The organism is Actinotalea sp. C106, from assembly GCF_023630195.1.
In the GTDB taxonomy this organism is placed as follows: Bacteria; Actinomycetota; Actinomycetes; order Actinomycetales; family Cellulomonadaceae; genus Actinotalea.
This window is the reverse complement of the sequence record NZ_JALPKN010000066.1, coordinates 1-13,181: the sequence shown is the minus strand read 5'-3', so window position 1 is coordinate 13,181 and position 13,181 is coordinate 1. Positions and strand designations below refer to the sequence as shown.

The 13,181-nt window shown below is 71.5% G+C and carries 14 protein-coding genes; 9 read left to right on the top strand and 5 right to left on the bottom strand.

Translation table 11 applies throughout. The annotated features are described in order from the left end of the window. Window positions 1-42 precede the first annotated feature (42 nt). Window positions 43-564, bottom strand: a complete 522-nt coding sequence (locus L0B03_RS06690) for a hypothetical protein (RefSeq protein WP_250445010.1) — start codon at window positions 562-564, stop codon at window positions 43-45. A gap of 211 nt (window positions 565-775) precedes the next feature. Here L0B03_RS06690 and L0B03_RS06685 point away from each other — a divergent pair, with 211 nt between their 5' ends. The 8 genes from L0B03_RS06685 (at window position 776) to L0B03_RS06650 (ending at window position 8,904) form a co-directional block, all read left to right on the top strand. Next, window positions 776-1,306, top strand: a complete 531-nt coding sequence (locus L0B03_RS06685; RefSeq protein WP_250445009.1) for a YbhB/YbcL family Raf kinase inhibitor-like protein — start codon at window positions 776-778, stop codon at window positions 1,304-1,306. Window positions 1,307-1,313: 7 nt separating this feature from the next. After that, window positions 1,314-1,874 (top strand): YbaK/EbsC family protein, encoded by a 561-nt coding sequence (locus L0B03_RS06680; protein WP_250445008.1) that lies wholly within the window; start codon window positions 1,314-1,316, stop codon window positions 1,872-1,874. 105 nt (window positions 1,875-1,979) lie between these two features. Further along, window positions 1,980-3,074 (top strand): iron ABC transporter permease, encoded by a 1,095-nt coding sequence (locus L0B03_RS06675; protein WP_250445007.1) that lies wholly within the window; start codon window positions 1,980-1,982, stop codon window positions 3,072-3,074. After that, window positions 3,071-3,868: an ABC transporter ATP-binding protein gene (locus L0B03_RS06670; protein WP_250445005.1), complete on the top strand. Its 798-nt coding sequence runs from the start codon at window positions 3,071-3,073 to the stop codon at window positions 3,866-3,868. The genes L0B03_RS06675 and L0B03_RS06670 overlap by 4 nt, the downstream gene beginning before the upstream one ends. Before the next feature lie 14 nt (window positions 3,869-3,882). Then, the gene (locus L0B03_RS06665) at window positions 3,883-4,914 is read left to right on the top strand and encodes an ABC transporter substrate-binding protein (RefSeq protein WP_250445004.1); all 1,032 of its coding nucleotides are present in this window, start codon (window positions 3,883-3,885) and stop codon (window positions 4,912-4,914) included. A 3-nt stretch (window positions 4,915-4,917) separates the two neighbouring features. Then, window positions 4,918-6,597 (top strand): ABC transporter ATP-binding protein, encoded by a 1,680-nt coding sequence (locus tag L0B03_RS06660; protein WP_250445003.1) that lies wholly within the window; start codon window positions 4,918-4,920, stop codon window positions 6,595-6,597. Continuing rightward, window positions 6,594-8,267, top strand: a complete 1,674-nt coding sequence (locus L0B03_RS06655) for an ABC transporter ATP-binding protein (RefSeq protein WP_250445002.1) — start codon at window positions 6,594-6,596, stop codon at window positions 8,265-8,267. The genes L0B03_RS06660 and L0B03_RS06655 overlap by 4 nt, the downstream gene beginning before the upstream one ends. Before the next feature lie 61 nt (window positions 8,268-8,328). Continuing rightward, on the top strand, window positions 8,329-8,904 hold the full coding sequence (locus L0B03_RS06650; RefSeq protein ID WP_250445001.1) for a YdhK family protein: 576 nt from the start codon (window positions 8,329-8,331) through the stop codon (window positions 8,902-8,904). A gap of 118 nt (window positions 8,905-9,022) precedes the next feature. On the opposite strand, the gene L0B03_RS06645 is transcribed toward L0B03_RS06650, so the two are convergent. The 4 genes from L0B03_RS06645 to L0B03_RS06630 form a co-directional block, all read right to left on the bottom strand. Further along, a complete protein-coding gene (locus L0B03_RS06645; protein ID WP_250445000.1) occupies window positions 9,023-9,868 on the bottom strand; it encodes an RNA methyltransferase in 846 nt (281 codons plus the stop codon). A 4-nt stretch (window positions 9,869-9,872) separates the two neighbouring features. After that, window positions 9,873-11,072 carry an SPFH domain-containing protein gene (locus L0B03_RS06640; protein ID WP_250444999.1) on the bottom strand — a complete coding sequence of 400 codons (1,200 nt, stop codon included), beginning with the start codon at window positions 11,070-11,072 and terminating at the stop codon, window positions 9,873-9,875. Next, complete coding sequence (locus L0B03_RS06635; protein WP_250444998.1) at window positions 11,069-11,605, bottom strand: NfeD family protein; 537 nt, start codon at window positions 11,603-11,605, stop codon at window positions 11,069-11,071. Before L0B03_RS06635 ends, L0B03_RS06640 begins: the two co-directional genes overlap by 4 nt. Window positions 11,606-11,701: 96 nt before the next feature. Beyond that, window positions 11,702-12,487 (bottom strand): ABC transporter ATP-binding protein, encoded by a 786-nt coding sequence (locus tag L0B03_RS06630; protein WP_250444997.1) that lies wholly within the window; start codon window positions 12,485-12,487, stop codon window positions 11,702-11,704. Between the two features lie 66 nt (window positions 12,488-12,553). On the opposite strand from L0B03_RS06630, the gene L0B03_RS06625 reads away from it, so the two are divergent. After that, on the top strand, window positions 12,554-13,181 hold a 628-nt coding region (locus L0B03_RS06625; RefSeq protein ID WP_250444996.1), incomplete at its 3' end, for a hypothetical protein.

Sequence of the window (13,181 nt, the reverse complement as noted above, 5' to 3'; positions counted from 1 at the left end):
GATCTTCGTGGTGCTCTACACCGGGTGGGTCGCTTTCACGAACTACGGGGACGGGCACAACTCCGGCCCGACGACGACCACGTCCACGCCGTCGAGCAGCGCGGCGACCACCGTCGGACCGTCCGGTCCCGGCGCGGGCACCAGGGCGACCCGGTCCAGGACGAGACCCAGCTGGTGCGCCGCGAGGACCCCCACGCGCGGCAGTCCCACCACCGCGACCCACCCTCCGGCACGGGACGCCTCGACCAGGAGGGACAGGGCCAACGAGGTCGAGCCGGCGACCACCACGGTGCTGCCGCGCTCGAGCCCCCCGCGGGGCAGCAGGCCGCTCAGGTGAGCCGGGACGGGCAGCACCAGCTCCCCTGCTGCGGGCTCCTCGGCAGCATGCCCCTCGGCGGCCCGCACCGGGGACGACGGGATCTCGGTGTCGACCGGCTCGAGGGGGCGGACCGGACGTACCCACCGGCTCGCGCCGGTGCGCTCCTCGGCCTTCGCGAGGACCGCACGGGCACGTGCCGCCCGGTCCTCGTCGAGGGAGGCCGAGGCCACGCTGACCGCACTCACCGCCCCTCCTCCCCGGCCGCACCGGCCACATCACCAGCGCAGCCCTTGGTGCACAGTTCGAACACGTGTTCGAGCATCTCAGTAGACGCTGACACCCGACCGGTGTCAATCCGCTGCGAGCACACGGGTGAGCGAGCCCACACCCGCCGGGATGCGCCCCCGCGCGAGCCGTGGAGGATGGGTCGCACGACCACGACCCCGCGGAGGACCCATGGACCTGCACCGCCCCCTCGCCCCCGAGCCCTACGACCAGCTGCCGACCGTCCCCAGCTTCACGCTGACCAGCCAGGACGTGTCCGACGGCACCCCGATGGCCGAGACCCACAGCGCCGAGGGCGGCAGCACCTCACCCCACCTCGCCTGGGAGGGCCTGCCCGAGGGCACCCGCAGCCTCGTCGTCTCGTGCTTCGACCCCGACGCCCCGACCCCCGCCGGCTTCTGGCACTGGACGGTCGCGAACCTCCCCGCGAGCACGACCTCGCTGCCGACCGGGGCAGGCTCCGCCGACGGGGCGCACCTGCCCGAGGGCGCGGTCCAGGTGCGCAACGACGGCAGCGGGACCGGCTTCACCGGAGCTGCCCCGCCCGAGGGTGACCGCGTGCACCGCTACGTCTTCGCGGTCCACGCCCTCGACGTCGACCGGCTCGACGTCGACGAGACCACGACGCCCACCAAGGTCGCCTTCCTGTCGCTGTTCCACACCCTGGCCCGCGCGACCCTGACACCGACCTTCCAGCGATGATGGGCTGATGCAGCTCGGCACCCTGACCTGGTCCCCGGCCCTCGACCACCCCGACCTCCTCGCCCCGAGCACCCTGGCGGCCCTGCGCGCCTGGGCCGAGCGTCAGCCTGCGGTCGCCACCGCCGTCCACGTGACCGAGATCGACCCAGGGCTGGCCGACACCGCAGCGCTGACCGAGGCCCACGACCTGCCCCTCGCTGCCTCGGCGAACTGCGTGCTGGTCGCCGGACGGCGCGCCGGCCAGGAGCGGGTCGCCGCAGCGGTGGTGCTCGCCACGACCCGCGCCGACGTCAACACCGTCGTCAAGCGTCTGCTCGACGTGCGCAAGGCCTCGTTCCTCGCCATGGATCGCGCCGTCGAGGAGTCGCAGATGGAGTACGGCGGGATCACCCCGGTCGGCCTGCCCACCCCGTGGCGCGTGCTGGTCGACTCCCGGGTGCCCGCTGCCGGGGACGTGGTGATCGGCAGCGGCGTCCGCCACTCCAAGCTGGCCCTGCCCGGGGACCTCCTCGCACAGCTGCCCGGAGCCGAGGTCGTCGAGGACCTCTCCCTCCCCCGGCTCGACTAGAGCCCGCACCGCCGAAGACCCAGCCCCGGCCTCGGAGCTGACCAGATTAGGCAGTGATAACGAGTCTCGTTATGGTGCTGCCATGCTGTCGACTCTCATCGCACCGTGACCGACGTCACGACGCCGCGAGAAGTCGCCGCAACTCGTCGTCCGCTCGCTCGACGAACTGCGGTGCTCAGCGCTGGTCTTGCCCTGGTCGGAGCCTCGCTCGTCGTGGTGTCAGGGGCCGTGGGGTCGGTCGAGGTGACGCCGCTGCAGGCTGCTCAGATCGTCGTGGGCCACCTCGCACCGGGGATGCCGTGGATGAGCGACGGTTCTCTGACTCCGTTGCAGGACCAGGCGGTCTGGCAGTTCCGCATCCCGCGGGTGCTGCTCGCGGGACTCGCGGGTGCAGGTCTCGCACTCGCTGGCGCACTCATGCAGGTCACCGTGCGGAACCCGCTCGCCGAGCCCTACATCCTGGGAGTCTCCTCTGGCGCGAGCGTCGGCGCGGTCCTGGTCATCGTGCTCGGTTCAGCTGCCGTCGGCGGTCTCTCCCTGAACGTCGCGGCGTTCGCCGGTGCACTGGTGGCGTGCGGTTGTGTCGCCGCGCTCGCCCGCAAGAACGGCGCCCTGTCCCCCACCCGCATGATCCTGTCCGGAGTCGCGCTCGGCAGCCTGTTCAGCGTGATCACCAGCTATCTGACGATCTCCACTGACGCGCAGAACGTGGTGAGCGTCCTGTTCTTCCTGCTGGGCAGCGTCTCCGCCGCGACCATGCCGAACCTTCTCGGGCCGGCGATCGCTCTCGGCGTCAGCTGTGCCGTCGCCGCTGGCCTCGCTCGCTCGCTCAACGCGCTGATGACCGGGGACGAGTCAGCCGCCTCTCTGGGCGTGGACGCGACCCGGCTACGTGCCGTCCTGCTCGTCGTCGCGTCCTTGCTCACCGGCACCGTGGTGTCGGTCGCTGGTGGCATCGGTTTTGTCGGGCTCGTCGTGCCCCATGTCGCGCGCATCTGCGTCGGTGCTGACCACCGCCGTACCCTGCCCGTGACCGTGCTGGGCGGTGCCGTGTTCCTCATGGCAGCGGACCTGCTCGCCCGCACCGTGGCTGCCCCGACGGAGATCCCGCTCGGCATCCTGACCGCGATCGTCGGGGCCCCCTTCTTCCTGTGGCTCATGCGCCGCGACGGTGCCGACCGAGCTGGGCTCGGCCGATGAGGGTCGAGATCGACAGGGTGGGTGTCACGCTCGGAGGTCGCGAGGTCGTCCACGGGGCCTCGTTCGTCGTCGAGCCCGGTGAGCTCGTCGGGCTCGTGGGCCCGAACGGCAGCGGGAAGTCGTCGTTGCTGCGCACCCTCTACCGGGCTGTTCGACCGAGCGCCGGCGCAGTGCGGGTCGACGGTGACGACGTGCTGACCCTCAGCTCGCGAGAGGCTGCTCGTCGGGTGGCTGTCATGCTTCAGGACCCGAGCACCGAGTTCGACCTCGACGTGTACGAGACGGTGCTGCTCGGCAGAGGACCGCACCACGCCTCCTTCGGACGCGACACCGCACAGGACGTGGCCATCGTCGAGGAGGCCATGCGCAGCACCGAGGTCGACGACCTCGCCGACCGAATGGTCGCCTCACTCTCAGGTGGGCAGCGGCAGCGGGTCATGCTTGCGCGCGCGCTGGCACAGCGCAGCCCCGTCCTCGTGCTCGACGAACCCAGCAATCACCTCGACATCAGCCACCAGCACGACCTGATGAGCACCGTCCGTGGCCTCGGACGCACCGTCATCGCCGCGCTGCACGACCTCAACCTCGCAGCTCAGTACTGCGACCGCGTCGTCGTGCTGGCAGCCGGGCACGTCGTGGCGGACGGCGCGCCCGGAGCCGTCCTGACCCCAGACCTCATCCGTGCGACGTTCGCCATCGACGTGCGGGTGCTCGGTGACCCGCCGGTGCTCGCGTTCCGACCCTTGCCCACAGCCGTCGTCAGAACCTCCGCCCCAGTCCCGTCTTCCACGTAGAGAGCACCCCACCCATGACCACCACCAGTTCCCCCCGTCTCTCGACCGCAGCTGGTCGCGCGACGGTCTCCGCACTCGCGATCGCGCTCCTTGCCAGCTGCGGTCAGGCGGTCTCGACCGACCAGGCCTCGACCACCGAGGACAGTGCCGTGTCCTCTGCTGCAGCGCTGGAGAACTGCGGCCGCGAGGTCGTCATCGACAGCGCACCTTCCGCTGCGGTCGGGATGCACCCCGCCCAGACAGAGCTGCTCTTGCGGTTGGGGCTTGCCGACCGCCTCGCCGGCCAGGCCCAGGCCGGCGCACAGGCCCTGCCCGGAGACGTCGCCGACCTCGCTGAGGACGTGCCGGTCATCGGTGACGTCATGCCACCTGCTCGTGAGGACCTCCTGGCTGTCGAACCAGACTTCGTCTACTCGCCCACGACGTACGAGTTCACGGCCGAGCAGGGCTTCGCGAGCATCGAGCAGATCGAGCAGGCGGGGGCCGCCGTGTACGTGGCCACGGGAGGGTGCGCCGAGCGACGCATGTCCGGTGCGGTCGACGACCTGTTCACGGACCTGGAGAACCTGGGCGAGATCTTCGGGGTCCAGGACACCGCCGCCCAGCTGGTCGAGCAGAGCCAGGCCGAGCTGGACGAGGTCGCGGCGGCGATCGCCGACGTCGAGCAGCTACGAGTCGCTCAGGTGTACGTCGAGGGCACGACGGTGTCGGCCATCGGTGCCGGTGTGGAGTACGACATCTTGCAGCGTGCCGGAGCCGACAGCGTCTACGCGCCCGACCAGTCAGCCTTCGACGACTTCTTCGCCGCGCCGATCACGCCGGAGTCGCTCGCCGCGGAGCAGCCGGACGCGCTCGTGTTCAGCGTCTACGACGACATGCACGAGGCCGCGACCCGGGACTACCTCACCTCGACGTTCCCCGACATGCCCGCCGTACGCGAGGGGCGTCTCATCGCCGTCTCCAGTGCTGACGTGTTCCCGGGCACTCTCGGGAACATCTCGATCGTGCGACAGATCTCTGAGCAGCTCTACCCCGACGCGTTCTGACCCGTGCTCCACCGCAGACTCCTCCAGCTCGCCGGGGTCGTCTCCGGCTCGGTCGCTACCCTGGCCGCCCTCGGCATCCTCCTGTGCGTCCTGCACGTCGTGTTCGCGATCTACGCCGGGGCGGCGGTGGGCGCCATCGTGCGGGGTGACGAGCAGGCACTGCCGCAGCTGATGGTCCTGGCTGGGGTCGCCCTCCTGCGCGCCCTCGTCGTGTGGGCTCAGGAACCGATGGCGACCCGGGTCGGGGTCCGGGTCCGGGGGCGGCTCCGTGCGCGCCTGCTCGATCATCTCGCTGCCGTCCCGGCTGCCGAACGCAGCTCCGGGCGTATCGCGGCGACCGTGCTGGACGGGGTCGACGGACTCGACGCCTACTGCACGCGCTACCTGCCCCAGCTCGTCGTCGTGATGCTCGTGCCTGTCGGCGTCGTGCTGCTCGTGGGGACCTACTCCCCGCGGGCGGCCGGGGTGCTCGCCGTCGCGACCACGGTCGCCGTTCTGCTGCCCCGCCTCGGCGATCTCCGGCTCGTGCGCCACGGTCGGCGGCGCTGGAGGCAGTTCGAGGAGCTCGCCGGGCACTACGTCGAAGCGCTGCAGTCGATCCCCCTGCTGCGCTTCTTCGGCGCCTCTGAGCGCGTTGGTCGTCGTCTGGCCGCCCAGGCGGAGGGCCTTCGCACCTCCACCATGAACCAGCTGCGCTGGTCGCTCGTCGACACCGGGACCGGTGTCCTGGCACTGCAGGTCGGGACGGTCCTGGCGGTCCTGGCCGCGATCAGCGACGCGGCACACGGCGTCCTGCGACCGGCCGACGTGGTCACCGTCCTGCTGCTCGCTCGCGAGTGCTTCCGACCCGTGATCGACCTCGCACGGCACTGGCACGCCGGCTACCTCGGGCTCACCGCGGTCGACGGGTTGGACGAGGTGCTGTCCGCCCAGCCCGCGGTGCCGGAGGACGGACGTCGTCACGACCCCGCCCCCGCCCCTTCATCGATAGCGCTCGTCGGGACGACATACCGGTACCCCGAGACCGACGTGGGCGTCACCGACGTGACCTTGCGGGTGCCACCCGGTGAGACTGTCGCCATCATCGGAGCTTCCGGCTCGGGAAAGAGCACCCTGGCAAGGCTCCTCGAGCGCGACATGGACCCAGATCACGGAACCGTGCTCGTCGGGGAGGTCGACCTGCGCACCTACAGCCGGACCGCGCGCTCCCAGAGCGTCGTCGTCGTCGCGCAGGACCCTGTGCTGTTCGCCTGGTCGGTGCGCGACAACCTGCGTCTCTACCGCGCTGACGCCACCGACACCGAGCTCGAGCTCGCCGCACGCGCCGCAGAGATCCACCACGTGCTGCTCGCTCTGCCGCAGGGATACGACACCGTCCTCGCCGAGGACGGGGCGCAGCTCTCAGGCGGTCAGCGTCAGCGTCTCGCCGTAGCGCGTGCTCTGGTGTCCCGAGCGCCCGTCCTCGTGCTGGACGAGGTGACGTCAGCGCTCGATCCCGAGACCGAACGGCGCGTCATGCGCGCCGTCGCGGGATGGGGTGGGGCCCGCACCATCGTCATCGTCGCCCACCGTGCAGGCGCGTGCGCTCATGCTGATCGGTGGTTCGAGCTCGAAGGCGGGCGGGTCGTGGCTGCGGGAACGGGCCCGCCGACGCCCCGGTCACTCACCGGTGCCGCCCGATGAGATCGATCCTGCGGATGCTGCCGGTCGTGGCGACCCACCGACGGCTCTTCGTCGAGACGGTCGTGTGGAACGTCGTCGCCCAGGCCGCTGTCCTGGCGATCGCGCTCGGGCTGGCTACGACGGTCGGTCATGCGATCACGGGCGAGGCCGTCCCGCTCGGTTCGACGGCGGTGGGACTCGTCACGCTCGGCCTGATCGCAGCCGGCGCCGCATGGCGTGAGTCCTGGGTGTCCCACGACCTCGCCTACCGGCTCATCGGGGTCCTGCGCGGTCGCGTCTTCGACGCGCTGCGTCGTGCACTGCCGGCACGCACTCGCCACCGGCACTCCGGTGACCTCACCACGACCGTCGTCGCCGACATCGAGACCCTCGAGTGGCTCTACGCCCACACCATCGCCCAGACACTCGGAGCAGGACTCGTCCTCAGCGTCAGCGTTGCCGCGTCAGCGACCATCAGCCCCCTCCTGCTCCTGGTGTGGGTGCCACTCCTCGTCGTCGGGGTGGTGGTCCCCATGGCAACGGCGCGGCGCGCCAGGCTCGACAACCTCGAGCTCGCGACGGGGGCGGCCCACCTCCGCTCGCAGGTCCTCGACACGGTCCGAGGGCTTCGCGAGCTCGCGGGGGCTGACGCGCTTGACGCCCAGCTCGCGCGGGTCTCCGCGGCGACCCGCGCTCACGGACACCTGCAGCAGCGTGAGGCGTCACGACTGGGAGCAGAGCGTGGCATCGGGGACCTCCTGTTCGCCACCGCAGCACTCGGCACCCTCGTCATCGCGCGGCTCGACAGCGCGGCCGTGTCACCGGCCGACATCCCGCTCGCTCTGACCGTCGCCGTCGCCGGGTTGGGTCCAGCCGCGCAGATCGCGGATCTGCTGCGCAGCACAGGGACGCTGCGTGCAGCCGCCCGACGGATCGTCGACGTGCTCGACATGCCGCCTGCCGTTGATGAGGAAGTGCCCGGCGCTGACGAGCCGACCAGGACGGAGGGAGCGCGGCCAGAAGGAGAACGCGGACTCGTGCTCGACTCCGTGACCTTCTCCTACGACGGCGCTCACACCGTGCTGCGGGAGTTCTCGCTGCACGTGAGGCCTGGAGAGGTCGTCGCTCTCACGGGTACGTCCGGCGCAGGCAAGACCACGGCTGCTCGGCTCGCGCTGCGGCTGTGGGACCCGGACTCAGGTGCGGTCCGCATCGACGGGGTCGATGTTCGAGGCCTTCCCGACGACGCCCTGCGTCGCATCGTCGCCATCGTGCCGCAGTCATCACCGCTGCTGCGTGGCACCGTGCGCACGAACGTCCTTCTCGGCGAGCCCGACGCCCCTGCTGCCGCCGTCGAACGTGCTGCCCTCGAGGTCGGACTGCTCCGTCCGGACGTCGGACTGCCCCTCGGGCTCGACACGCCGGTCGGCGAGCATGGCCACGGGCTCTCCGGCGGACAACGTGCCCGCGTCGCGATCGCTCGCGCCCTGCTACGAGACCCACACGTCCTCGTCCTCGACGAGGCGACCGCGTCGCTCGACCACGAGGCCGACGCCGCGATCATGGAGTTCCTCAGCTCCTCCGACAAGCGTGCCACCCTCGTCGTCGCTCACCGCCAAGACACGGTGGACGCTGCTGACCGCGTGCTCGAGCTGTCGACGCATCACCCTCCGCAGGACCAAGCCCCATGACCATCACGCGTCACGGTTGCCTCCGGGTACAAGAAGCAGCACGAAAGGAAGGACCTCTCTCATGACCGGACGTCTGGGCAGGACCATGACCCTCGGGGTGCTCGTCACCGCGACCCTGATGAGCGGTTGCTCCGCACCCGTCTCGGAGGAGGCGCAGGCGCCGCCCTCCGAGAGCCACCGGGATCGCGACGATCACGAAGGCCACGACCACCCCGCTGACGGCGGCCCTGCACCCGAGGGCATGACGGAGCGCGATGAGCCCAGGTATCCGGTAGGCGCGGAGGTGATCCTGACGGCCGACCACATGGCCGGCATGGACGGCGCGACGGCGACGGTCGTCGGCGCCTACGAGACCTACACCTACGCCGTCGACTACACACCCACGACCGGTGGTGACCGGGTCGAGGACCACCGCTGGGTCGTGCAGGAGGAGATCCGCGACGTCGGCGAGGACCTCCTGCCCGACGGCGCCGAGGTGACACTGGCCGCCGAGCACATGACCGGCATGGACGGCGCGACGGCCATGATCGCCAGCTCGACCGGGGAGACCGTCTACATCGTCGACTTCGAGGTGGACGGGATGACCATGACCAACCACAAGTGGGTCGTCGAGAGCGAGATCGAACCAGCATCCTGAGCATCGCTCCGCCGCGACACCGAACCGGCTCGGGCTCGGTACCGCGGGGGTGGTCGTCCCAGGGTCAGCTCGGGCGGACTAGGGCCCGAGCTGACGAGGACTCAGCGTTGCGTGGAGCTCAGGGCGGCGCGACGCGGGTGGCCCAGAACGCCACCGCGGCAGCCGCAGCCACGTTGAGCGAGTCCACTCCCCCGGCCATCGGGATCCGCACGACCGTGTCGGCCCCCTCGACGGTCGCGCGGCGCAGGCCGTCCCCCTCGGTGCCCAGCACCAGGGCGAGCCGCTCGGGAGGGTCAGCCGCGAGCTCGTCGAGGGTCACCGCCCCCTCGGACAGCGCGAGGGCAGCGGTCACGAACCCCTCGGCCCGTAGCGTCGCGATCCCCTCGGGCCAGGGGTCGATCCGCGTCCACGGCACCTGGAACACCGTGCCCATCGAGACGCGCACGCTGCGCCGGTAGAGCGGGTCCGCGCAGCGGGGGGTGACCAGCACCGCGTCCACCCCGAGGGCCGCCGCGCTGCGGAACGCCGCACCGACGTTGGTGTGGTCCACGATGTCCTCGAGCACGGCGACCCGGCGCGCCCCGGCACCGCCGCGCGCCCCGCTCAGCAGGTCGTGCACCGAGGCCAGCGGTGGGCGGTGCATCGCGGCCAGGGCCCCGCGGTGCAGGTGGAAGCCCGTGATCTCCTCGAGGAGGGCGGGCTCGGCTACGAAGACGGGCACGTCGCCGTCGGGCCCGGCCCCCACCTCTTCGATGAGGTCGGCGAGGTCCGGCAGCCAGCGTTCGGCCATGAGCAACGACCGGGGCCGGTGCCCGGCCGCGACGGCCCGGCGGATCACCGTCGAGCTCTCCGCGATGTACATGCCCTTGGCGGGCTCGTGCTTGGAGCGTAGGGCGACGTCCGTGAGGCGGGCGTAGTCGTCGAGCCGCGTGTCGTCGACCGCGGTGAGGTGGTGGAGGGGCACGTGGTCAGGCGGGGGGCTGCTCGCTGCCAGGCTGCTCGCTGCCGGGCTGCTCGCTGCCGGGCTGCGGCATCGGCGGCTCGGGTGCCGGTGAGGCCGGAGCCGGTGCGTCCTGACCGGCCTTCGGTGCGCGCCCCCGCCCGCTCAGGGTCCCGGCGCTCGTGGCGTCCTTCGCGGCCGCCTCCGAGTCCCGCTTCGCGGCGGCCAGGGCCTCGGCCGGGTCGGTCAGCGCCGTCGGGCCGATGTCCTCGACCTTGAGGGGCGAGGTGCCGGCAGGCCGCGCGGGGCTGCTCTCGTCCTCGTCCGCACGACCGACCCCGAAGCCCTTGCTGATCGAGTTGAGCGCCGCGGTGAACTCGGTCGGGATGAACCAGACCTTGTTCGAGTCGGTCTTGGCGACCTCGGGCAGCATCTGCAGGTACTGGTACGCGAGCAGCTTGGGGTCGGCGTCCCCGCGGTGGATGGCGTCGAAGACCTGGAGGATGGCGCGGGCCTCACCCTCGGCGTTGAGGATCGCGGACTGGGCGCTTCCCTCGGCCCGCAGGATCGCGGCCTGCTTCTCGCCCTCGGCGGTGAGGATCTGCGACTGCTTGACGCCCTCAGCCGTGAGGATGGCCGCGCGACGGTCACGCTCGGCGCGCATCTGCTGCTCCATCGACCCCTGGATGGACTGCGGCGGGTCGATCGACTTGAGCTCGACCCGGTTGACGCGCACACCCCAGCGACCGGTCGCGTCGTCGAGCACCCCGCGCAGCTGTCCGTTGATCTGGTCGCGGCTGGTGAGGGTCTGCTCGAGGTCCATCGACCCGACGACGTTGCGCAGCGTGGTGACGGTCAGCTGCTCGATGCCCTGGATGTAGTTGGCGATCTCGTAGACCGCTGACTTGGGCTCGGTCACCTGGAAGTAGATGACCGTGTCGATGCTCACCACGAGGTTGTCCGAGGTGATCACGGGCTGGGGCGGGAAGGAGACGACCTGCTCGCGCAGGTCCACCCCCGCGCGGACCCGGTCGACGAAGGGGATGAGCAGGTGCAGCCCGGCGTGGAGGGTGCGCGAGTAGCGCCCCAGACGCTCGACGATGAAGGCCTGGGCCTGCGGCACGATGCGCACCGCCCGGATGAGGGTGATGATCACGAACAGGGCCACCAGGCCCAGCACGAGGTAGATGATCAGCTGGTTGGCGCTGACGGTCGGGTTGTCGATCATGACCTGTCCTCAGGGTGGTGGGGCGGGGTCGTGCCGTCGGGCCGGGCCGGGTCGGCCCCGCCCACGTCGTCGTGCTGGATCGGTGGGGTCTCGAGGCCGGTGACGACCGCGGTCGCGCCGTCGATGGCGGTCACCCGCGCCTCGACGTCGGCCTCGAGGATCTCGTCCGACCGGCCGGTGCGGGCCGTCCACTGCTCACCGGCGAGCTTGACGCTCCCGCCGCGGCTGGTGACCTCGGAGAGGGTCAGGGCCAGACGACCCACCAGACCCGCGGCGTTGGTCTCGACCAGCGGGGTACGGCGGCGCAGGTTGCGCAGCAGGTAGGGCCGCAGGCCCAGCAGCATGACAAGAGACGTGGCCACGAAGACGAGGACCTGGACGGTGATGCTCGCATCGAGCAGGTTCGCGCCGATCGCCGCGAGGGCGCCCATCGCGAACATGAGCAGGACCAGGTCGAGGGTCAGCACCTCGACGACGCCCAGTGCCACCGCGGCGATCAGCCACCACACCCAGTGGATCTCGATCTGGTCCACACCGCCCCCTCGTCGTCGATGGCTTCTTGATCCTAGTGCGAGCGTGGCTCCTGGCGCCGGACGACAGAGCTGAGTCGACGGACCGCCGCAGCCACCTCACCTCCGGGCGCGCGCGCTCCAGCGTGACTCGTGCCGCTCGACCTCGAGGTCGGTGCCGAAGGCCGCGGACAGGTGCTCCGCGGTCAGGACCTCCTCGAGGGGGCCCGCGACGTGCACCTGACCGTCACGGAGCAGAAGACCGTGGGTGAACCCCTCGGGGATCTCCTCGACGTGGTGGGTCACCAGGACCAGGACGGGCGCCCGGTGGTCCTGGGCGATCTCGGCGAGGGCCGCGAGCAGCTCCTCACGGCCTCCCAGGTCCAGCCCGGCGGCGGGCTCGTCGAGCAGCAGCAGCTCGGGGTCGGTCATGAGCGAGCGGGCGATCTGGACCCGCTTGCGCTCGCCCTCGCTCAGGGTGCCGAAGGTCCGCCCGGCGAGGTCCCCCACGCCGAAGACCTCGAGCAGCGTCCGGGCGCGCTCGTGGTCGAGGTCCTCGTACTGCTCCCGCCAGCGCCCGGTCATGCCGTAGGCAGCGGTCAGCACGACGTCGAGCACGCTCTCCGAGGGCAGGATCCGGTCGGCGAGCGCGGCCGAGGCCACCCCGATCCGGGGACGGAGCTCGAAGACGTCCACCGCGCCGAGCCGCTCCCCGAGCACGTGGGCGGTGCCCGCGCTGGGGTGCATGCGTCCCGAGGCGATCTGGAGGAGGGTCGTCTTCCCGGCGCCGTTGCGCCCGAGCACGACCCAGCGTTCCCCCTCCTGAACGGTCCAGCTCACGGAGTCGAGGATCGTCTTGGGCCCTCGACGGATGCTCACGTCCTGCAGGTCCAGCACCACGGTCATGGTCACCGACCCTACCCGCCGCGGCGCCGGGGGCGGTCCACGGCGCAGGGCCCGTAGTTTGGTCCCGTGGACCAGGTCGACCAGCTCATGACGTTGCCCCGCGCCGTCCTGCTCGCGCTGTGGCTGCAGGGCACCGGGCCGGGCGAGCCCTCCCCCCAGACGGTGGGCGTCGCGCTGCGTGCGGTCCAGGAGGAGGACGAGCCGCACACCGTGACGGGGGCCGAGGACCTCGTGCCCGACGGCGCCCCGCTCGCGGACCTGCTCCGCCGCTGGGCCGGGGCCGACCAGGTGGCCGCGCTGCTGCCGGTCCCGGGGGACGTCAGCGGGGTCCCGGCCTCCGTGGCCGACCTCGCGGTCGACGCCGGTGAGTGCGTCCTGGTCCATCACGAGGAGCGTTCGTGGGCCGCCGTGCCCGAGGTCGAGGGGTTCGGCAGCGAGCTCGAGCCCGGCTTCCTGGTCACGTGGCACCTGCACGAGGTCGAGGACTGGCGAGCCCGGCTTCCCGGGGTGGTCGGCACCCTCCCCGAGGCCGAGCAGGCGCTGCGGCACGCCCTGCGCGAGGCGACCGAGGCCCTGGCAGGGCTCGACGTCGCACGGTGGCGTCCCGACGCGGCCCAGGCGATCGTCGCCCTGCGCGGGGACGACGACCCTGGCTGGCTGCTGCCCACCGGGCTGGCCCCCCAAGTCGGATCGG

Coding starts and splice junctions, on each gene's coding strand:
- L0B03_RS06685 (WP_250445009.1), top strand. CDS start 776: ATGGACCTGCACCGCCCCCTCGCCCCCGAGCCCTACGACCAGCTGCCG.
- L0B03_RS06680 (WP_250445008.1), top strand. CDS start 1,314: ATGCAGCTCGGCACCCTGACCTGGTCCCCGGCCCTCGACCACCCCGAC.
- L0B03_RS06670 (WP_250445005.1), top strand. CDS start 3,071: ATGAGGGTCGAGATCGACAGGGTGGGTGTCACGCTCGGAGGTCGCGAG.
- L0B03_RS06665 (WP_250445004.1), top strand. CDS start 3,883: ATGACCACCACCAGTTCCCCCCGTCTCTCGACCGCAGCTGGTCGCGCG.
- L0B03_RS06655 (WP_250445002.1), top strand. CDS start 6,594: ATGAGATCGATCCTGCGGATGCTGCCGGTCGTGGCGACCCACCGACGG.
- L0B03_RS06650 (WP_250445001.1), top strand. CDS start 8,329: ATGACCGGACGTCTGGGCAGGACCATGACCCTCGGGGTGCTCGTCACC.
- L0B03_RS06640 (WP_250444999.1), bottom strand. CDS start 11,072: ATGATCGACAACCCGACCGTCAGCGCCAACCAGCTGATCATCTACCTC.
- L0B03_RS06630 (WP_250444997.1), bottom strand. CDS start 12,487: ATGACCGTGGTGCTGGACCTGCAGGACGTGAGCATCCGTCGAGGGCCC.